The sequence below is a fragment of the Actinomadura scrupuli genome (genome assembly GCF_050971785.1).
In the GTDB taxonomy this organism is placed as follows: domain Bacteria; phylum Actinomycetota; class Actinomycetes; order Streptosporangiales; family Streptosporangiaceae; genus Actinomadura_E; species Actinomadura_E scrupuli.
This window is the reverse complement of sequence record NZ_JBPCCU010000008.1, coordinates 67,137-83,422: the sequence shown is the minus strand read 5'-3', so window position 1 is coordinate 83,422 and position 16,286 is coordinate 67,137. Positions and strand designations below refer to the sequence as shown.

6 protein-coding genes are annotated in these 16,286 nt (G+C 75.2%); all 6 read right to left on the bottom strand.

From position 1 onward, the window contains the following. Positions 1-60 precede the first annotated feature (60 nt). The 6 genes from ACRYCC_RS31010 to ACRYCC_RS30985 all read right to left on the bottom strand — a co-directional run bounded on the left by ACRYCC_RS31010 (position 61) and on the right by ACRYCC_RS30985 (position 16,241). Positions 61-1,761 carry a hypothetical protein gene (locus tag ACRYCC_RS31010; protein WP_433817287.1) on the bottom strand — a complete coding sequence of 567 codons (1,701 nt, stop codon included), beginning with the start codon at positions 1,759-1,761 and terminating at the stop codon, positions 61-63. Continuing rightward, the gene (locus ACRYCC_RS31005; protein ID WP_433817286.1) at positions 1,758-6,098 is read right to left on the bottom strand and encodes a hypothetical protein; all 4,341 of its coding nucleotides are present in this window, start codon (positions 6,096-6,098) and stop codon (positions 1,758-1,760) included. The genes ACRYCC_RS31010 and ACRYCC_RS31005 overlap by 4 nt, the downstream gene beginning before the upstream one ends. Continuing rightward, entirely contained in the window at positions 6,095-9,871 is a 3,777-nt protein-coding gene (locus ACRYCC_RS31000; protein WP_433817285.1) for a hypothetical protein, read from the bottom strand. The genes ACRYCC_RS31005 and ACRYCC_RS31000 overlap by 4 nt, the downstream gene beginning before the upstream one ends. Continuing rightward, positions 9,868-13,467, bottom strand: a complete 3,600-nt coding sequence (locus tag ACRYCC_RS30995; RefSeq protein WP_433817284.1) for a DUF6603 domain-containing protein — start codon at positions 13,465-13,467, stop codon at positions 9,868-9,870. Before ACRYCC_RS30995 ends, ACRYCC_RS31000 begins: the two co-directional genes overlap by 4 nt. Continuing rightward, entirely contained in the window at positions 13,464-15,824 is a 2,361-nt protein-coding gene (locus tag ACRYCC_RS30990) for a metallophosphoesterase family protein (RefSeq protein WP_433817283.1), read from the bottom strand. Before ACRYCC_RS30990 ends, ACRYCC_RS30995 begins: the two co-directional genes overlap by 4 nt. Positions 15,825-16,091: 267 nt before the next feature. Then, positions 16,092-16,241, bottom strand: a complete 150-nt coding sequence (locus tag ACRYCC_RS30985) for a GNAT family N-acetyltransferase (protein WP_433817578.1) — start codon at positions 16,239-16,241, stop codon at positions 16,092-16,094. Between the last annotated feature and the right edge of the window lie 45 nt (positions 16,242-16,286).

Here is a 16,286-nt window from a genome sequence, read left to right as displayed (position 1 = left end):
CAACGGTCACGCCGGCCCCCGCGAACGGGCCCGAGCGCGGGCCCGCCCGTACCGGACCGCTCAGCCCGGCGGCTGCTCCCCCGGGCGGTTCAGCACGTCATAGCGGAGCCCGCTGGAGGCCTCGCCCCGGCCGGCCCGCTTGCTGCGCGCCTGCCACAGGTGGGTCGAGCCGTCGATCCAGCGGGCCAGCCGCCACCGCCGGGTCACCCGGGCCCCCTCGCGCGGGACCTCCTCGTCGGCCAGCCAGGCCGACGCCGCGAGCAGCCTGCCCAGCGGCGGGGCCGGCTGGCCGATGGCGGACCGGGTCAGCCGCAGCCCGCCGGTGACGGCCTGCGGCACGTACGGGATCCAGTGCGCGGGTGGCACGCCGGCGCGCAGCCGGTACTCCAGCTGGGCCGCGGAGGGCGCGGCGGGCGCGGGCGGCGGAGCCGCGCGCAACGCCGCCAGGTACAGCTCGTGCCGGTCGAGCGGCCGGCCGGCCTGGGTCTCGACCAGGCTCTCGACGCCCCAGGCGAGGTTGGCGGCCTCGTCGCGGAGCAGCAGCACGTCCTCGACGGGCTCCCCGTCCAGGGTGTGGGTGAGGGCGGGCGGCAGCACGAACAGCTCGCGCTCGGCCCCTCCCCCGCACATCCGGAACATCTCCCAGTCGGGGTGGGAGGCTGCCTCGATCACGGTACGGATGCCGAACGTGTCGGTGACCACCAGCGAGGAGACCCGGGCGACGGTGCCGACGGGCAGCTCGACCGGCAGGGTGAACCAGTCGTTGCTGTAGAGGGTGGCGAACTCCGCGAGGAGCATGTGGCCGAGGTCGGTGGCGCCGGTCTCGATGCCGCCCAAGTAGACGCGGCCGTCCTCGAACTCCCACCAGCGGTCGGCGGGCATCCCCGGATACCGGACCGGGGTCGGGATCCCGGTGCCGACGATGTCGGTCGACGGCTCTGTCGCGGGCACCTGGGTGCCGTCGGCGGCGACGTCCAGGTCGTACCAGTCGAGGTCGCCGCCGAGGAACTCCCGCGAGACCAGGGTGACGGAGTCCGTGCCGAGCCGGGCGCCGAGCGCGAAGGCGTGCTCCATCCGCTCGGGGTCCCACGGGGCGGTCTCGGCGCCGGGACGGCTGACGTAGCCGGCCCACGCCGTGCGGAACGCGGCCGCCGCCGCCTCGACCGCCCGCTGGTCGGGGTCGGCCGGGGGCGGCCCGTCCGGTGGGAGAAGGGCGGCCGTACGACCGGGGATCACGACGCCGGAGGCGAACGCGGCGGCCAGCGCGGCCCCGTCCGGCACCCGGCCGATCAGTACCCCGAGGTCGGCGGTGACCGCGGCGTCCACGGCCGGATTCCCCGAGTCCGGCGCGGGCAGCGGGTACGCGGTGATGAAGGCCTGCCGGAACTTGCCGACCCCGTACTGCGTGAGCAGCCGCAGGAACAGCCGGCCGCCGTCGGCCCGCAGCCCGAGATCGCCGTGGTCGGCCTCCCGCTCGACCAGGGTCTCCAGCGGCAACCTGGCGTGGTCGTAGCCGGCGGCCGTCGTGCCGGAGCCGCCCGAACCGCGGTACGCCGACAGCCGGCCGGCGTTGACGCGCATCCGTACGCTCGCCGGTGAGCCGCCGGAGCTCGCGGTGAACTCACCGAGCTGCCACTGCCGGCCGAGCAGCCAGGCCGGGTCCTCGATCCGCGCCGCGACGCTCTCCCCGAAGTCGGGCTGCCGGGTCAGCGGCTCCAGCCGGGTCCAGGTGGTGACGGAGGGGTTCGGTGGAATCGTCATGCGCCTGCTCCGGTCAGGTCGGTGGAGACGGTCGCGGGGGTCTCGTTCAGCGCGAAGTACAGCGCGGGCAGGAAGTGGCCGAACTCGCCGACCCCGGGCAGGTCCATGGTCCGTATCTGTGCCAGGTCGAGCGCCGAGGAGATGGTCTGGCGCAGCGCCCACGGGCTCCACGCGGTGGCCGGGGAGGGCGGCACGGCCAGGAGGAGGGACTGCGGCGGGCGCGACGAGGGGGCGTCGTAGTGGAAGGTCACGGCGGTGGTCTCGGCGAGGTTGGGCACCATCTCGGTCCACTCGTCGAACACCAGCCCGGTGATCTCGCCCGCCGTGCCCACCGGCCGTACCGTGTGCACGGCCAGCGCGGTCCGGTCGGCCCGGCGGCCCGGCTTCTTGGGAGGCAGCGCCGCCCACCGTTCGTCGGCGGAGTAGGGCAGCTGGGCGATCGTCAGCGCACCGGCCGCGGGCGCGCCGGTGACCTCGGCGCGCGCCAGCACCTCCTGCAGCCGCCGTACGCCGGTGCGCACCCGGGCCAGCCGGTCGAGCCAGACGCCGGTGGCGGCCCGGTCGCCGTCGAGCAGCGCGGCGCTGTGCGAGAGCAGCTCGGTCAGCGTGCCCTGCGCGGCGGCCGGCAGCGTCCAGGTGGGCGCCACCGGGAAGTCCTCGCCGAGCAGGATCCGCAGTCGCTCGGTCTCGTGCCGGATCCGGGCGTACGGTGTCGCGGTCGCGGTGTCGAAGCCGGCCTCCAGCGCGGCGTCCGCGGCCAGCCGCCGATCGGCCTCGGCGACCACCGCGGTGCCCTGGGCGACCAGCTCGGCCCGCCAGGCGTCGGTCCAGTCGCGGCCGATCTCGGGCATCGCGCCCGGGATGCCGTGCGAGGCGAGCGAGAACAGCGCGCCGCCCATCGCGCCGATGTCGCCGGCCTGGACGGCCGCCGCCAGGTCCCCGCGCTTGGTGGTGAGCCCGGTCCGCGCGGTGAGCGAGCGCTGGCGCATCCCGGTGACGTTCCAGGCGATCGGCAGCGCGTCCCCGGGGGGCGCCAGATCCTCACCCCGCACGGGTCTGGCCGCCAGCAGCGCGGCCCGTACGCCGGCCGCCATCGACAGCAGCTCCGACACGCTGAGCAGGGTGGGCGCCCAGCCTGCCTGCCGGCCGAAGTCGGGCTCGGGCATCGGCTGCTCGGGCACCCCCGCCGGCCGCCGGAGGCGCAGCTGGTCGACGAAGCGCTGCCGCAGCTCGTACCGGCGGTCCGCCCGGTCGCCGCCGGCCATGCACACCACGTCCAGCGGCGACAGCTTGAGGTCGGCCAGGCTGACCTCGGCCGAGGCCCGTACGGACCCGTCCGGCGCGCGCCACACGCCCCGGCACCGCACCCTGCCCGGGTCGCCGAGCAGTGCGGCGGCCCAGCCGTTGAGGGTGGGCTCCAGCCCGGCCCGCACCTGGCGGCCGTCGGTCGGCCAGACGGGCACGTCGGCCGCGGCGTTCACGGCGCCGAGGAACATCAGCCGGTGCGTGTGCACCGCCCCGGTGCGCGGGGTGCGGACGACGTCGAGGTCGGGCGGCGGCGTGTCGCCCTTGGCGAGCGCGTCGAGCACCGCGCCGCCGCGCGCGGCGTTGCCCCCGGCGAGCTGGTGCACGCCCTCGGCGAGGGCGGCGTCGGCCAGCGCGTCGACCGCCTCGGCGAGCCCTTGCAGCGCGCTCACGCACAGGCGGTGTCCGCCCGTGCCCTCGGCGGGCAGCTTGTCGTCGGGCCGCGACGGGTCGGGTGCGGTGCCCCACGGCACCCCGCCGTCCCGCCAGAGGCCGAGCAGCACGAGGCCGTCGGTGACGGCGCCGGGCTCGGTGGTCTCCGCCGCGTCGCCGTCGGCCTTCAGCGTCTGCACCCGGCAGGGCGCGAGCAGCCGGAACGGCTCGACGAGCTGGGGCACACCGGCGACGCCGCCCTCGGCGAGCGCCCGCTCGAACCGGTAGCCGAGCACGGAGCCGAGCGACTGCCCGGCCTGGACGCCGTCGAGCAGCCGGGCGACCAGGCGCACCCGGTCGGCGCTCAGGTCCACGGCGACCGCGCCCGCGCGGCCCGCCGGCCCGCCGCGGGCGACGTAGGCCGCGTGCAGGATGGCGGCCGTGGTCGCGTGCCGCAGGGACGGTGCGTGCACGTACCCGGCGTTGCCCGGCGCCCGGTACAGCGGCTGGTGCTCCTCCGGCGGCGTTTCGAGGTGGTGGTCGAGCTGCTGCCACTTCAGGTCGGTCACCCAGCCGTAGCCGCCGACGACCACCCCGGTCGGCTGCCGTCCGGCCGTGCGGATGCCCGCGAGCCGCCGGGTCGCGAGCGAGGTGGACCAGGCGTCGAGCCGGTGGGACGCCAGGTCGAGGCTGCCGCGCAGCAGCCCGTCCAGCTCGGCCGCGGGCAGGGCCGCCAGCTCGGCGGCGCGGGCCCGGAACTCCCGCAGGTCGGCGACGTTCGGATCGCCGGGGTCCTGCACGGCGCGGGCGGCCTGGTCGAGGTACTGCCCGACGGTCACCGCGGGTCCGCCGTGCGCGGGCGGCGCGGGCCCGTCGAGGCCGCGCCACAGCGTCGGCGAGACCGTGTCGTCGAGGTCGATCAGCTCGTCCTCGACGTACCGGCGGGAGCCCCCGTCGACCAGCAGCAGGCCGGTCCACAGCTCGCGCAGCGCGGCGTCGCGCAGCACCCGGTACAGCAGCGGGGTCTGGCCGCGCTCCGGGGCGTCGCGCAGCGCCGCGGGCGCGCGGCCGAGGATCTCGGTGATGTACGTGCCCGGATCGGCGCCCACGATCGGCCCGGTGACGGCGAATGCCTCCTCGGCGAAGACCGCCTCGTTGTGCCGCTGCTCGGGCTGCAGCGCCATCCCCAGGAGCGCGCCGCTCGCCGCCTCGTACGGGGCGTTCCGCCAGCCGTCGGCCAGCCCGAGCCGCAGGAACCGCCAGAGCGAGCTGATGTACTCCTGGCCGATCACGCTGCGCCCGGTGTACCGCACCGACTTGGGCTGCAGGGCGAGGGTGCGCAGCAGCGGTCCGAGCACCGGGTCGCCGGGCGGCGCCGCGTCGCCCGCCGGAGGCCGTGGCCGCCCGGTCGAGGGGTCGGGCAACTGGTTGGCGGCGGCGAGCCACGAGACGGCCAGCGAGTCGGTACGGCCCGCGATGACGCTCAGTACGGGGTCGTCCGCGAACTCGCTCCCCTCCAGGATCGTCATGACGGGCAGCACGCCGTACGGCTGCGCGCCGAGCCGGAGGGTGGGCAGCGGGCCACCGGCCCGGACGTGGTCGATGAAGTGCCGCCTGCCCGCGCGGACGGCGTTCAGGCCGACGCCCTCCAGGATGTGGGTCAGGAAGTAGCCCCAGCTCGACGGCCAGACGACGGTGTTCATCGCCGCCTGGTGGTCGACCCGGGCACCGGCCGGGTCGCGGGCCAGTACCCCTCCGGCGCCGCCCTTCAGACCGAGGGCGGTCGCCAGATCGGCTCCGACGCTGCCCGCCGGGTGCGGTGGCCGGGCGGTGGCGGTGCCGTCGCCGAGCCGGTACCGCTCGCTGAGCGCCGTGCTCAGCGGCGCCAGGCCGGACCGCTGCGCCGCGGTGTTGTTGGTCGGAGTGCCGGGGTCGACGAAGCCCAGGCCGTCGGTGTAGTAGTGCGCCTCCAGCAGCGCGGCGAGCCGCTCCTGGCCCTTATCGGGCGTCATGGACTCGTCCACGCCGTAGACCAGCAGCCGGTCGACCTCTCTGGGGTTGGGGATCGTGACGGCCATCCCGGCCGCCTCGGCCGCCGCGTAGTCGATCATCCACCGCATCCCCGGGTCGACGGCCGTGCCGTCTGCGGGCACCGGCTCGGGCGCGAGCCCCTTGGTCGGGTCGGGTCCCACGGCGAGGTCCCCCGTGATCTCGGAGCCCGCGACGTCGAACACGCACACCGGCTGGTACCCGTGGAAGTCGAAGCCCGCGACGTGCCAGCGCGTGGGCAGCAGCCGGGCGACCGGAGCGCTGGTCCAGCCGGCCGTGCGCGGTGTCCCGGCGGGCCGGCCGGCACGGGTCGTGCGGGCGACCCAGGCGGCGCGCTCCACTCCGAACCTGGCGGCCAGCGGTGACCAGGCGGCGGCCAGCCGGTCGGCGTCCGTCCCGGCCGCCGTGACGTCGGCCCAGTACTGCAGGCCGCTGTCGATCTCCCCCTCGGTCAGGACGGGCTCGTGCGCGTCCACGTGCACGGTGTCGGGGTAGATCCGTACCCGGAGTCCCTCGTAGTACAGGGTCTCGATGCGGATCGGCAACAGCAGGATCGGCACGCCCGGCGGAAGCTGCGGCCAGGGGACGGACTCCGGCGACGAGACGCTCATGCCGTGGCTCCTGGGTCGGTCGGCGCCACGTGGGCGGATGCGGGCAGCAGGTCTGACGCGTGGATCGCGATCCGGAACGGCGGGCGCAGCAGCGCCGCCGCGGTGTGGGCCGAGGGGTCGGTCCACGCCTGGTCGGTGGAGGCGGCGAACCGGGCGCCGGCCGGTGGCTCGGCGAAGACGAAGAACCAGCCGGCCGAGGCGGGCGGGGCGGCCCCGCCCCGCGCGGCCGCCGCGCTGATCGGGAAGCTGAACATGCTCACGTCGGTGCCGACGCGGCCCACGAAACTCGGCGCGAGTACCTGGCCGGTCGGGTCTCGGTAGGCCGGCCGGCCGGCCCACTGGGCCGCGACCGCCTGCACGATCACCCCCGGGAACCGCCGCAGCAGCTCGGCCCGGACCAGCAGCATCACGCTGCCGGAGGCCGCCGGGCCCGTGACGGCCGAGGCCAGGTCGCCGGTGCCCCAGTCGGCGATGTCGCGGATGTCGCCGTCGTAGACCGAGCCCGCGCCGCGTACGTCGAAGAACCGGCGGAACCAGGTCGCCCGGCCGGACGAGGGGAAGTTCCGCCACAGCAGTTCGCGGCCGAAGGCGTCGTTGACCCCCGCGAGGTAGGCGGCGATCAGCTCCGGGTCGCCGGCCATCAGCGCGACGGAGTCGGCGGGCATCCCGTCGGCGGCGGGGAAGACCAGCTCGGGGAAGAGCTCCCGCAGCGGCTCGGACATGGCCTGCGGGAAGGCCGGCTCGTAGCGGCGCGGCCGGAGCGGATCGGGCGGCGGCTCGTCGGCCGCGGTGAGCGAGGCGGGGGTCTCGGGCAGCGGCGTGCCGCCCGAGTCGATCCGGTCCAGTACCCGCGCCGGCAGCGTGTCACCGGGGCGCAGGCTGTCGCTCACCCCGCCGGCCACGGCCCCGATCTGGTACGACGCGGGCTGCGGCGGCTGCGGGGCGGTGGTGGCCGGGCGGATGAGCCGGCTCTGGTGGGTCCGCGCCGCCTGTTTGAAGCGGTCGCCGATCCGGCCGAGGCGGGCCGGCCGGGCGTTGTCGATGTCCCCGAGCGTGCCGAGCACGAGCTGGTCCAGCCCACCGGGGGTGATGGGCAGCCGGTGGCGCCGTCCCCAGGAGGACACCCGCCCGTCGGAGCGCAGGCCGAACCCGACCAGCTGGTACAGCCGGTTCTCGCTCGCCCAGCCGCCGCCCGGCGCGGGCACCGTCACACGGTCGGTGAAGTGCAGGACGATGTCGGGCCTGCCGTCGCCGTCGATGTCGGTGACGGTGACGCTCAGCCGCGGCCGGAAGGGATCCGCGGGGTCGCGCTGCCCCCAGGGCAGCAGCTGTCCCGCCGCGGTCGCGGTCTGCGCTCCGGCGCCGAAGTTCTTGATCACGCACCAGCCGATCCGCCAGTACGGGATCGGGAAGTCGGTGTCGGCGTTCTCGATGTACTCGTCGACCCAGGTCAGCAGGAGGTCACGTGGTTCGGCATAGGGCTGCCCGGCCGGTACGACGACCGGGATCATGTCGGCCGAGACGTCGACGGGCCCGCCGGCCGACATCTCGGGAAGGTAGATCGACTGGAGCGGCCCCGCGCTGCCGTCGGGCAGGACGCTCATGAAACTGACGGTGCCGGTGGCGTTGGTCCGCCAGGTGGTGTACGCGACGACGGTCTCCTGTCTCACCTCGTTCACGTAGGGCACCCGGCGCATGGTCAGGTCGGCGGTGAGGAAGGGGTCGTCCTGGAAGTCCGCCTGGATCCAGGGTCCGGGCGTGCCGTGCCCGGTGGTGGTGATCTGCGGGATCGACCGGATCCAGGGCCGCCCCAGCTCCATCTGGGAGTTCGCGTACGCCTGGACGCCGACCATCACCAGCGACGGGTCGGGCGCCGTCCCGAACCTGCCCAGCCGGACGCCCATGAGCGCGAACCCGGGAACCGGCGGATCGTAGGGCAGCGGGTACGCCGCCCCGATCCGCTGCGGCCGGGCGTCGAAGTCCACGTTGCCGTGCAGGGTCAGGCGGGTCGGCCGGCCGGCGGACGGGTCCTGCTGGACGATCGCCAGGTCGGCCAGGTAGCCGATGGGCCCCGGGGTACAGGCGGGCCGCACACCGCCGCCGAGCCCGTCCCACCAGGCGGGCGCGGCATCGACGAGCGCGGGGGTGATCTGCCGGTACTTCACGGTCGTGCCGGAGTAGCGGTCGAAGACGGCGGTGTCGGCGGACGCCTTCACCGGCGGGGCGGGCTGGACCGCGCCGGTGGCCACCGGGCTGATCGGTGAGCGCAGCGGCTCCTCGGTCGTCGCACCGGCCGCCCGCGCCACCGGGCCTGCCGGCCGGGTGGCCCGCTGCAGGTCGGTCGAGACCGCCGCGGCCGTGGGCGGGTGCGCCGCGAGCTCGTCGGCGACGGTGGTGTCGCCGGCGCCCTGCCCGGGCAGCCGGCGCTGCGCCGTCGCCGTCCGCGCGACGATCACGTCGGCCGAGCCGGCCGGCAGCAGGGACGCACCGCCCGTGCCGAGACTGAAGAACCGCTCGTACAGGCTCTCACCGACCGCCTGGCCGAGCCGGCCGTGCTGCAGTTCGCGGTTGACCCGGTCCAGGTCCGCGGCCTGCCGCCAGGCCGACGCCATCAGCGCCTCCTGGTGGATCCGGACGACCTCGGCGCCGATGCCCGCGGCGGCGCGGAGCCTCGGGTCGGTGTTGAGCCGGCGCATCCACAGCGGTTCCGTGCCACTCCAGCCGGCGGCGCGACCGGTGTGCCCGGCGAGGTACACCGGCGGCGCCACCGCCGTGGCGCCCCGCCCGAGGATGGTGCCCATCGCCGTGACGTATCCGGCCGGCGGGCCCCCGGACAGCACGGTGCCCGGCGCGGTCAGCGCGGGCGGCAGCCACAGCAGGCCAGGGTCGGAGCCGAGCGCGGCGCGCAGCTCGGGGTCGGCGTCCTTGTAGGTCAGCAGCCGCAGGCCGGGGTCGGCCTGGACGCCGTGCAGGCGCTGGGCCAGGGCGGCGAAGTCGCCGTCCGGCCCGGTGGTGAACGACCAGTGATGGTAGACGGGGAGCCGGACGGACCCGGACGCGGCCTCCCACGCGGGGGCGGTGGTGTCTCCGGTCACGGGCTTGCCGAGCCCCGCCAGCCTGCCGTGCTCGAAGGCGGGCACCACACAGGCGAGGTACGTGCCGCCGGCGGTGAGCCTGCGGGGGGCGATCAGCCGTGACACGCTGCGCTCGGGCGCGTCCCGCAGCAGCGCGCCGACGTCCTCGCCGTCGGCCGCGCTCACCTCGGTGTGCGCCCAGGCGGCCGAGTGGGCCAGGTCGGGCAGTTCGGCCGCCGGCGCGGTCAGCACCGGCAGCCGGCCGCCGGGCGGCGCGTCGAAGGAGACACCGGTCGCGGTCACGTCGACCACGACGAGCACCAGCCACGGCCGCAGGCCGCGTTGCGGGGCCGGAGCGGCGGGCGTGAGCCGCCACGGCAGCCCCGGGTCGTCGAACTCCACCAGCGCGAGGTGGTCCGGCTCGAACGACGACGCGCCGGGCACCGGATCGGTGCGCACGACCTGGCGCGGGTCGACGGCGGTGATGTCACCGGGTCCGTGCAGGGTGAGCAGCGGCCCGGCCACGGCGACGCCGTTGACGGTCAGGCCGGTCGTCACGCTCAGCCGGGCGGGCAGCGGCCCGTGCCCGGGGTCGGCGGCGCCCGCGCCGGCCGACACCCCGTCGCGGACCCAGGACAGCAGCCGGCGCCGCGCGACGGGCACGGTGGCGGCGGTGGCGGGCGTTCCCGGGCCGGTCATTTCGGCACCCCGATCTCCAGGCTGCTCAGGCGGCGGCGCGACGCGGTGGCCGTGCCGGCCTCGTGCACGGGCGCGATCGTCAGCTTCCCGGCGTCTGCCGGATGGCCGTCGAGCCAGCGGCGCAGCCGGTCGTTGGCCTCCGAACGGCTCCAGCGCTCACCGGTGGCCGGGCGCGGGCCCGCCGGGGTGAGCGTGTGCGCCGACACGACCTCGTACGCGGTGTCGCGGACGGCCAGGTCGAGGCCGGGGGCGTCGAAGCGGGCCAGGCCACCGGTGCGGGTGTCGGCCCGCGCCGCCGCGCCGGCCTTGGCGAGCACCCCGAGCTCGGCGCCGCCGAGTGTCCAGTCGGGCGCCTGCCGGGGCTTGACCGGCAGCGGTTTGCCCGGGTCGATCGACATGGCGTGGGCCGTGACCGGGTCGGGCGCGTCCACCACCAGAGTCGTATAGGTGATGGGGATCGCCGGTGGGCCCGCACGGTCGTAGTCGACCGTGTCCGCGGCGGTCAGTGCGACCCCGGAGGGCAGCTGGTCGAACGAGGGCAGGGTCAGCTTCTCCTCGTCATCGAGGTCGAAGAACTGCGCCGGCGCGAACGCGTCCTTGACCTCGGTGGTCGGGCAGGGCCGGCCACCGAGCGTCGCCGTCTGGATCCGGACCTCGCGGTCGCCCACCAGCCGGGCCCGGCCCAGCCGGTCGAGCCGGATCCCGCCCACGGGCGCGACGGCCTGCCGCACGGTCACCCGCGCGGCGGGCGAGACCAGCAGCAGGTCGGCGGGCAGGTCGGCGCGCATGGTGAGGGCGGGCTGCCGGCCGCCCGGCTCGTCGACGTGCCAGGCGCCGCGCTGCCCGAGGGCGGTGCGGACCCGGTCGGCCACCCTCTCGGGTGGCAGGGCCGGTTGCGGCGGCTCGTCGCCGAAGTAGCCCTCGAAGGAGACGCGGATCTTCAGGAACAGCACGTGGATCTCGGCCCGGCCGAGGATGTGCCACCGTCCGGGGCCGCTGACGTGCAGTTCCGCGTACACCCCGAGCAGCAGCTTGCCCTTCCACCGCACGTCGAGGCTGAGCGCCACGTCGATCTCGAAGCCGAACGGGTCGAACCGCACCAGTGCGTCGAAGGTGAAGCTCCCGGTGGCGGTCAGATCCCCCACCTGCGCGTACACCTCCACGCTCGACCCCATCTGCAGGGTCGCCGCGGTGAGCGCGAGGTAGGCCGACAGCCGGACCCGCACCTGGTCGCCGCCGATCGCCATCGTCATGCGGCGCAGCGCCGGGAAGCCGGGCGGGGGCCGGAACCGGGGATGGAAACCGCCGGCGCTCATCACGAAGTCGGTCTTGCCGGTCCACCGCGCGCGCAGCGCCATGTCACCGGACAGCCGCCAGCCGGCGATCTGCGAGTCGTACAGGACCGCGTCCATGGAGAGCGTGCCCTCGCCGGTGTCGAGGACCCCGATGGCGTCCATCTTGATGTCGGCGATCGGCGCGCGCTCGTCGGGCAGCAGCAGCCTGATCCGGCCCGCGGCGATGAACCGCAGCGGCTTGGGCAGCTCCAGTGCCAGCGCGAGATCGATGGTGACGACCGTCGGCACGCCCCAGGTGAGCTTGGCCGTCGGCCCGAAGATGTAGCGGCCCGGGGTGACCGGGAACAGCGAGTCCAGGTCCTCGATCAGATGCCGCTCGTCGCCGACGACGTCGCCCGGGGACAGCAGGGCCGTCAGCGCGCCGTTGCGCAGCCCGGCCCGCAGCCGGTCCACGTCCGCCGCGCGGTTGATGCCGAGCAGCCCGCCGACCGCGGCCAGGTTGAAGCCGAACCCGAGCGGGATCGGCTGCGGGAACCTGGCATTGATCATGACCAGCAGGGAGAAGCCCGGCCTGCCACCGGGCAGCCGGGTGGTGAGCAGCCCGATCGCGGCCAGCCGGAAGGTCGCGAAGTCCAGGTCGATGCCGCCGGAGTACCGCGCCGCCGCCGGGTCGAAGGACAGGAAGCCCGCTCCGGTGACCGCGCCGCCGTCCACCTTGAGCGCGACTCCGCTCGGCGGCTGGAACGCCAGGTCCAGGTCGGCCGGGCCGAGGTTGCCGCCGCCCGGCGGGAAGGTCAGGGCGCCGCGCAGCCCGATCCGCTGGATGTCGATGCCGACCGGGCCGAGCCGTACCCTCCCGGACGCGGTGACGACCAGGTCGACGGCGTGCGCGTCGGGATCGGTCGACGGCCGCACGGACAGCGTCACCCGGTCCAGCCGGGCCAGCTCGCCGACGCCCGCGTCGATGACGTACTCGGCCTCCAGCCCCGCTCCGCCGGTCAGGAACAGCCCGCGCTGCCGCGACCACCCCAGGCCGAAGGCGAAGTCCAGGCGGGTCTGGCCGGCCATCATCTTCCGCAGGAACCCGTCGCCGTCCCCCGCGGAGACGATCAGCGCCGCGGGGCCGGTGGTGAACTCGAACCCGAACTCCTGCCGGTCCGCCGCCAGGTCGGCCAGCGCGGTGAAGGTGACCGGCCCGGTGATCTCGAAGCGGGTGCCGGTGGTGCCACCGACGAGGAACGCCGGCTGGTCCCCCTCGGCCCGCCGGACCAGGCTCAGCCCGGTACGGACCCGTACCGCGCCGCCTTTCGGCGAGTCGGTGCGGACCCCCTTCGGGCCGACGGCGAAGACTCCCGCGCCGTCCAGCTCGGCGGTCAGGTCCGCCTGCCAGCCCCCGAACCGGCGCGACAGCGCCGCCATCGCGTGCGGGGTGACGACCAGGCCGAGGTCGCCGTCCTGGGCTCCGGACAGCGCGATCGCCAGGTTGATCCGGGACGACAGGCCGGCCGGGTCGGCGAACGCGTCGTCGAGGGGCAGCCGCACGTGCAGCATGTGCGCCACCGAGCGTTGCAGGTCCCGGCCCGCCGACGCGTCGAGCAGGGGACCGTACCGTGCCTGCAGGCCCAGGTGGTACAGCACCGCCCCGATGACCGGGAGGATCCGGTCGGCCGCCCGGTCGGCGGCGTCACGGGTGCGCAGCCCGTCCTGGCCGAGGTAGAGCTCGCGCAGCAGGGGCACCGGGGCCCCGAGGAGCCGGGGCAGCCGGTCCAGCCGGACCCGGTCGGGTCCGGCGGGGAACCGCACCGGGAGCCCGCTCGTGGCGTCGATGACCATCGGTGGCAGGTCCTCGGCGGGCCGGGGCTCGACCAGGCCCAGCGCCCGCAGCACCACGCCGAGCCGCGGCCTCCGGTCGCGCAGGTACCGGACGACCAGCAGTTCGACGAGGTCGGTGCCGAGTTCGGCGAACCCGGCGGGCTTGGGGCCGCTCCAGCCGTCGAACGCCGTGGCGACCGCGCGCACGGCGTCGAAGCACCGGGCGAGCGCGGGGAGGACCGCGCGCGCTGCGGCGAGGTCGGCGGGCGGCTGGGCGACCAGGCCCGCGAGCTGCCGGTAGGCGGCGTCGGCCGCCGTCAGCAGTGCGACGACCCGGGAGACCGGGAAGCCGGTCAGCGCGTCGAGATCCCAGCCGATCTCGCCGAGCAGCGCGCTCAGCCGCTCGGGGCTGCCCAGCGCCGACGTGGCGGGCTCCAGCAGGGCGCCGACCTCCGCCGCGAGCGTGCGTCCGAAGTCCTGGTCGCTCATGGCCTCGCCTTCCAGACCTGGGGGGGCACGTTGGTGTCGTCGGTCGGGTCGAGGGTGACGGGATAGGCCGTCTGCTGCGACGGCGCACCGGTCGCGTCGACGGCCCAGTAGAGGATCTGCGAGACCGACAGCGGGATGCTGGACGGGTCGCTGCCCGCGGCGAAACGGATCTCGCCGAGGTTGTTCACGCCGACGATCTCCTTGCCCGTGCGGTTGGCGGCGTCCTCGTCGATCACCGTGGCCGTGTCCTTCTGGTAGGCGAGCTGGACTTCGGCGGGCGCGTCCGGAGGCGGCTGCTCACGCGGAGTGATCCTGATGGGCGGTGCCGACCTGGCACCGGGCAGGTAGCGGAGCCGGTACCGCCAGTCCTCCGGCCGGTAGATGTCGAGGAGGGCGGACCGGTCGGTGACGTTCGCCCGCGCGGGCGTGTCGCGCATGAACGGCGGCCGGTTCGCGTACCACGGCACCCGCACGTCCCGGCCGGTCAGTGCCTCTCCCCAGCCTGCCCAGTCGTCGGGATTGTGTTGCAGCGTGGTGCCGAGAACGCCGCCCAGGGCGGCGCCGGCGTTGTAGCCGTCCGTGTGCAGTGTCGCCGTCGAGCGCCAGCCCTCGCCCTGGTGCTTGAGCGCGCTCGCGGTGTACTGCACAAGGTCGACCCGGCGGGGTGCTGGCAGCGGGCCCGGGTCGCCGTACGGCCGGTTCATCCAGATCGAGGCCTGGATGCCGAACCCGTAGTGCACGTCGCCCGACAGCACGATGATCCGGTGCGATCGTCTGGCCAGCCGCCCGATCAGCCGGTGGAAGGAGCGCTGCCGCAGCGCGGGCGCCTCGGCGTCGTCCGTCCAGACGGCCTGTTCGTCGTGCGTCAGTTGCCGCTCCTCGATCCACGGCACGCCGAGCAGCGGCCCGCCCAGCACGACCAGCGTCACGTACGGGCCGGCACCGGCCGGGATCTGCTCGTCGATCGCCGCGTCGCTGAGCACCGCGGGCGGATCCAGGTTGAGGTTCACGAGCGGCGGCACGTCGCCCGCCACGTACCCGCGCCGGGTGCGCGGATCCGTGACGATCACCTCGAACGGGCGGCCCGGCCAGGTCAGCACGTAGTCGTACCGCAGCGCGCCCGCGTCCCGGGGCAGCTCGGCGGTCAGCGAGCCGGGCGGCGGGGCGGGCGGCGGGCCGAGCGGTACGCCCGCCAGCCGCGCCACCGTGTCGATCGTCGGCTGGTCGGCCGGTTTGAGCGCGCGGGCCGCCAGCGCGGTGAGCAGCAGATCTCCCGGCTGGCCGGGGTCGAAGCGGCCCGGCACGTTCCCCCACGACTGGAAGACAGCCATCGCCGACATCGCGTTGGTCACGATGCGGCGGCCGAGCGGGTTCGGCGGACGTTTGTCCCCGTCGCCGTAGACCCGGTAGCACCACTCGCGGTTCAGGTTCCAGTCGTCGGTGACCTCGTGGTCGTCGTGGGCGGTGTAGACGATCACGTTGGCGAGCGCCCGGCGCACGGCGTCCACGGAGCCGCGCATCGCCCAGGTCCGCTCCCGCTCGGTGGGGTCGCCGATGGCCGGCGCGTCGGCCGGCCAGAGCGTGTCCGACCAGCCGAAGAGGTACATCGCGGCGAACTCGCCGAAGCCCATGAGGTGGCTCTTGGCCGTCGCCACATTGGGCACGGCCGAGGTGAAGCCGGCGTTCAGAGTCAGCTGCCCCCGCTGGCCGGGGGCCAGTTCGGCCGGCTTCTTGTTCCCGGCGGCACCCGGCAGCGGTTCGGCCCAGGCCTTGCCGAGCAGCACGTCGCCCGCGTCGGTGGCGAGGGCCAGCATCACGTCGGAGACGTCGTCGGCGTAGAACTGGTCGCCGGTCAGCAGCAGCAGATGCGGCCGCACCAGCGCCCAGGGATCGGGGCCCATCTCCTCGCGGGAGCGCCTGATCAGGTGGTCCACCGTCGGCATGGCGTCGAAACCCGGCGCGTGCGTCTTGCGGCACGACCCGTGCAGGATGCGCAGCCGCGCCAGTTCCACGGGCGGCAGCGCGAAACTCGGCAGCTTGTCCCCGCCGTAGGCGAGGACCTTGAACCGCTCCTTCTCCTTGTCGTCGGGGAGGTTGGACACCACTCCCTGGTCCGTCAGTTTCCGGCCGCCGAAGTCGAGGGTGTAGTAGTACACCCTGCCGGCCTGCAACGGAGCCGACTCCGGCGTACGCGCCGTGACCGCGACCAGGTAGAGGTTGTCGCCGAGCCGGACCGGGGCGCGCCCGCCGGTGGCCACCGCGGTGCCCGTGCCCTCGGGGTTCGTGTACACCGCGAGGGTCACCTGGCCGATCGGGGACTTCATCGCGACCCAGACCGTGACCGACTGCTCCGTCACCTCGCGCACGATCGGGCCGGCGAGCACCAGCGGGAGACCCGTGAGACGTCCGGCGAGGCTCCAGGGAGGGGTGGCGGGCGGCGCCGGTGCGGCCGCCGGGTCGTGACCGGATCCGTTCCCCGTACCGCCCAAAAGGCTCCCCGCCCTCCACCCAGATCAGGCGTCCCGTCCGCCCGCGCACCGCCACGGTCCCACTCCGGACTTGTGAACCACTTGGAAGTCAATGCGAGGCCGGGGCGGCCAGGGGCCAGGGCCGGATCGATGCGGTCAGGAGACGCTCACCCGATCACACCCACGTTGCCGGGCCTTTTCCTCAGCGGCCAGACGAATCTTTGATCCCCAGCCGTCCATGCGGCCGTCCTCTCGGACCCACAGCATGCTGATCCCACACAGCCCCGCCCAGGTCCACGCCGCCAGCCCCCCGACGATCGCGCCGGAGTCGTCGACCACCTTCACCGAGAA

Excerpts from the sequence above, each read along its gene's own strand:
- ACRYCC_RS31005 (WP_433817286.1), bottom strand. The coding sequence starts at position 6,098 with ATGAGCGTCTCGTCGCCGGAGTCCGTCCCCTGGCCGCAGCTTCCGCCG.
- ACRYCC_RS31010 (WP_433817287.1), bottom strand. The coding sequence starts at position 1,761 with ATGACGATTCCACCGAACCCCTCCGTCACCACCTGGACCCGGCTGGAG.
- ACRYCC_RS30995 (WP_433817284.1), bottom strand. The coding sequence starts at position 13,467 with ATGAGCGACCAGGACTTCGGACGCACGCTCGCGGCGGAGGTCGGCGCC.
- ACRYCC_RS31000 (WP_433817285.1), bottom strand. The coding sequence starts at position 9,871 with ATGACCGGCCCGGGAACGCCCGCCACCGCCGCCACCGTGCCCGTCGCG.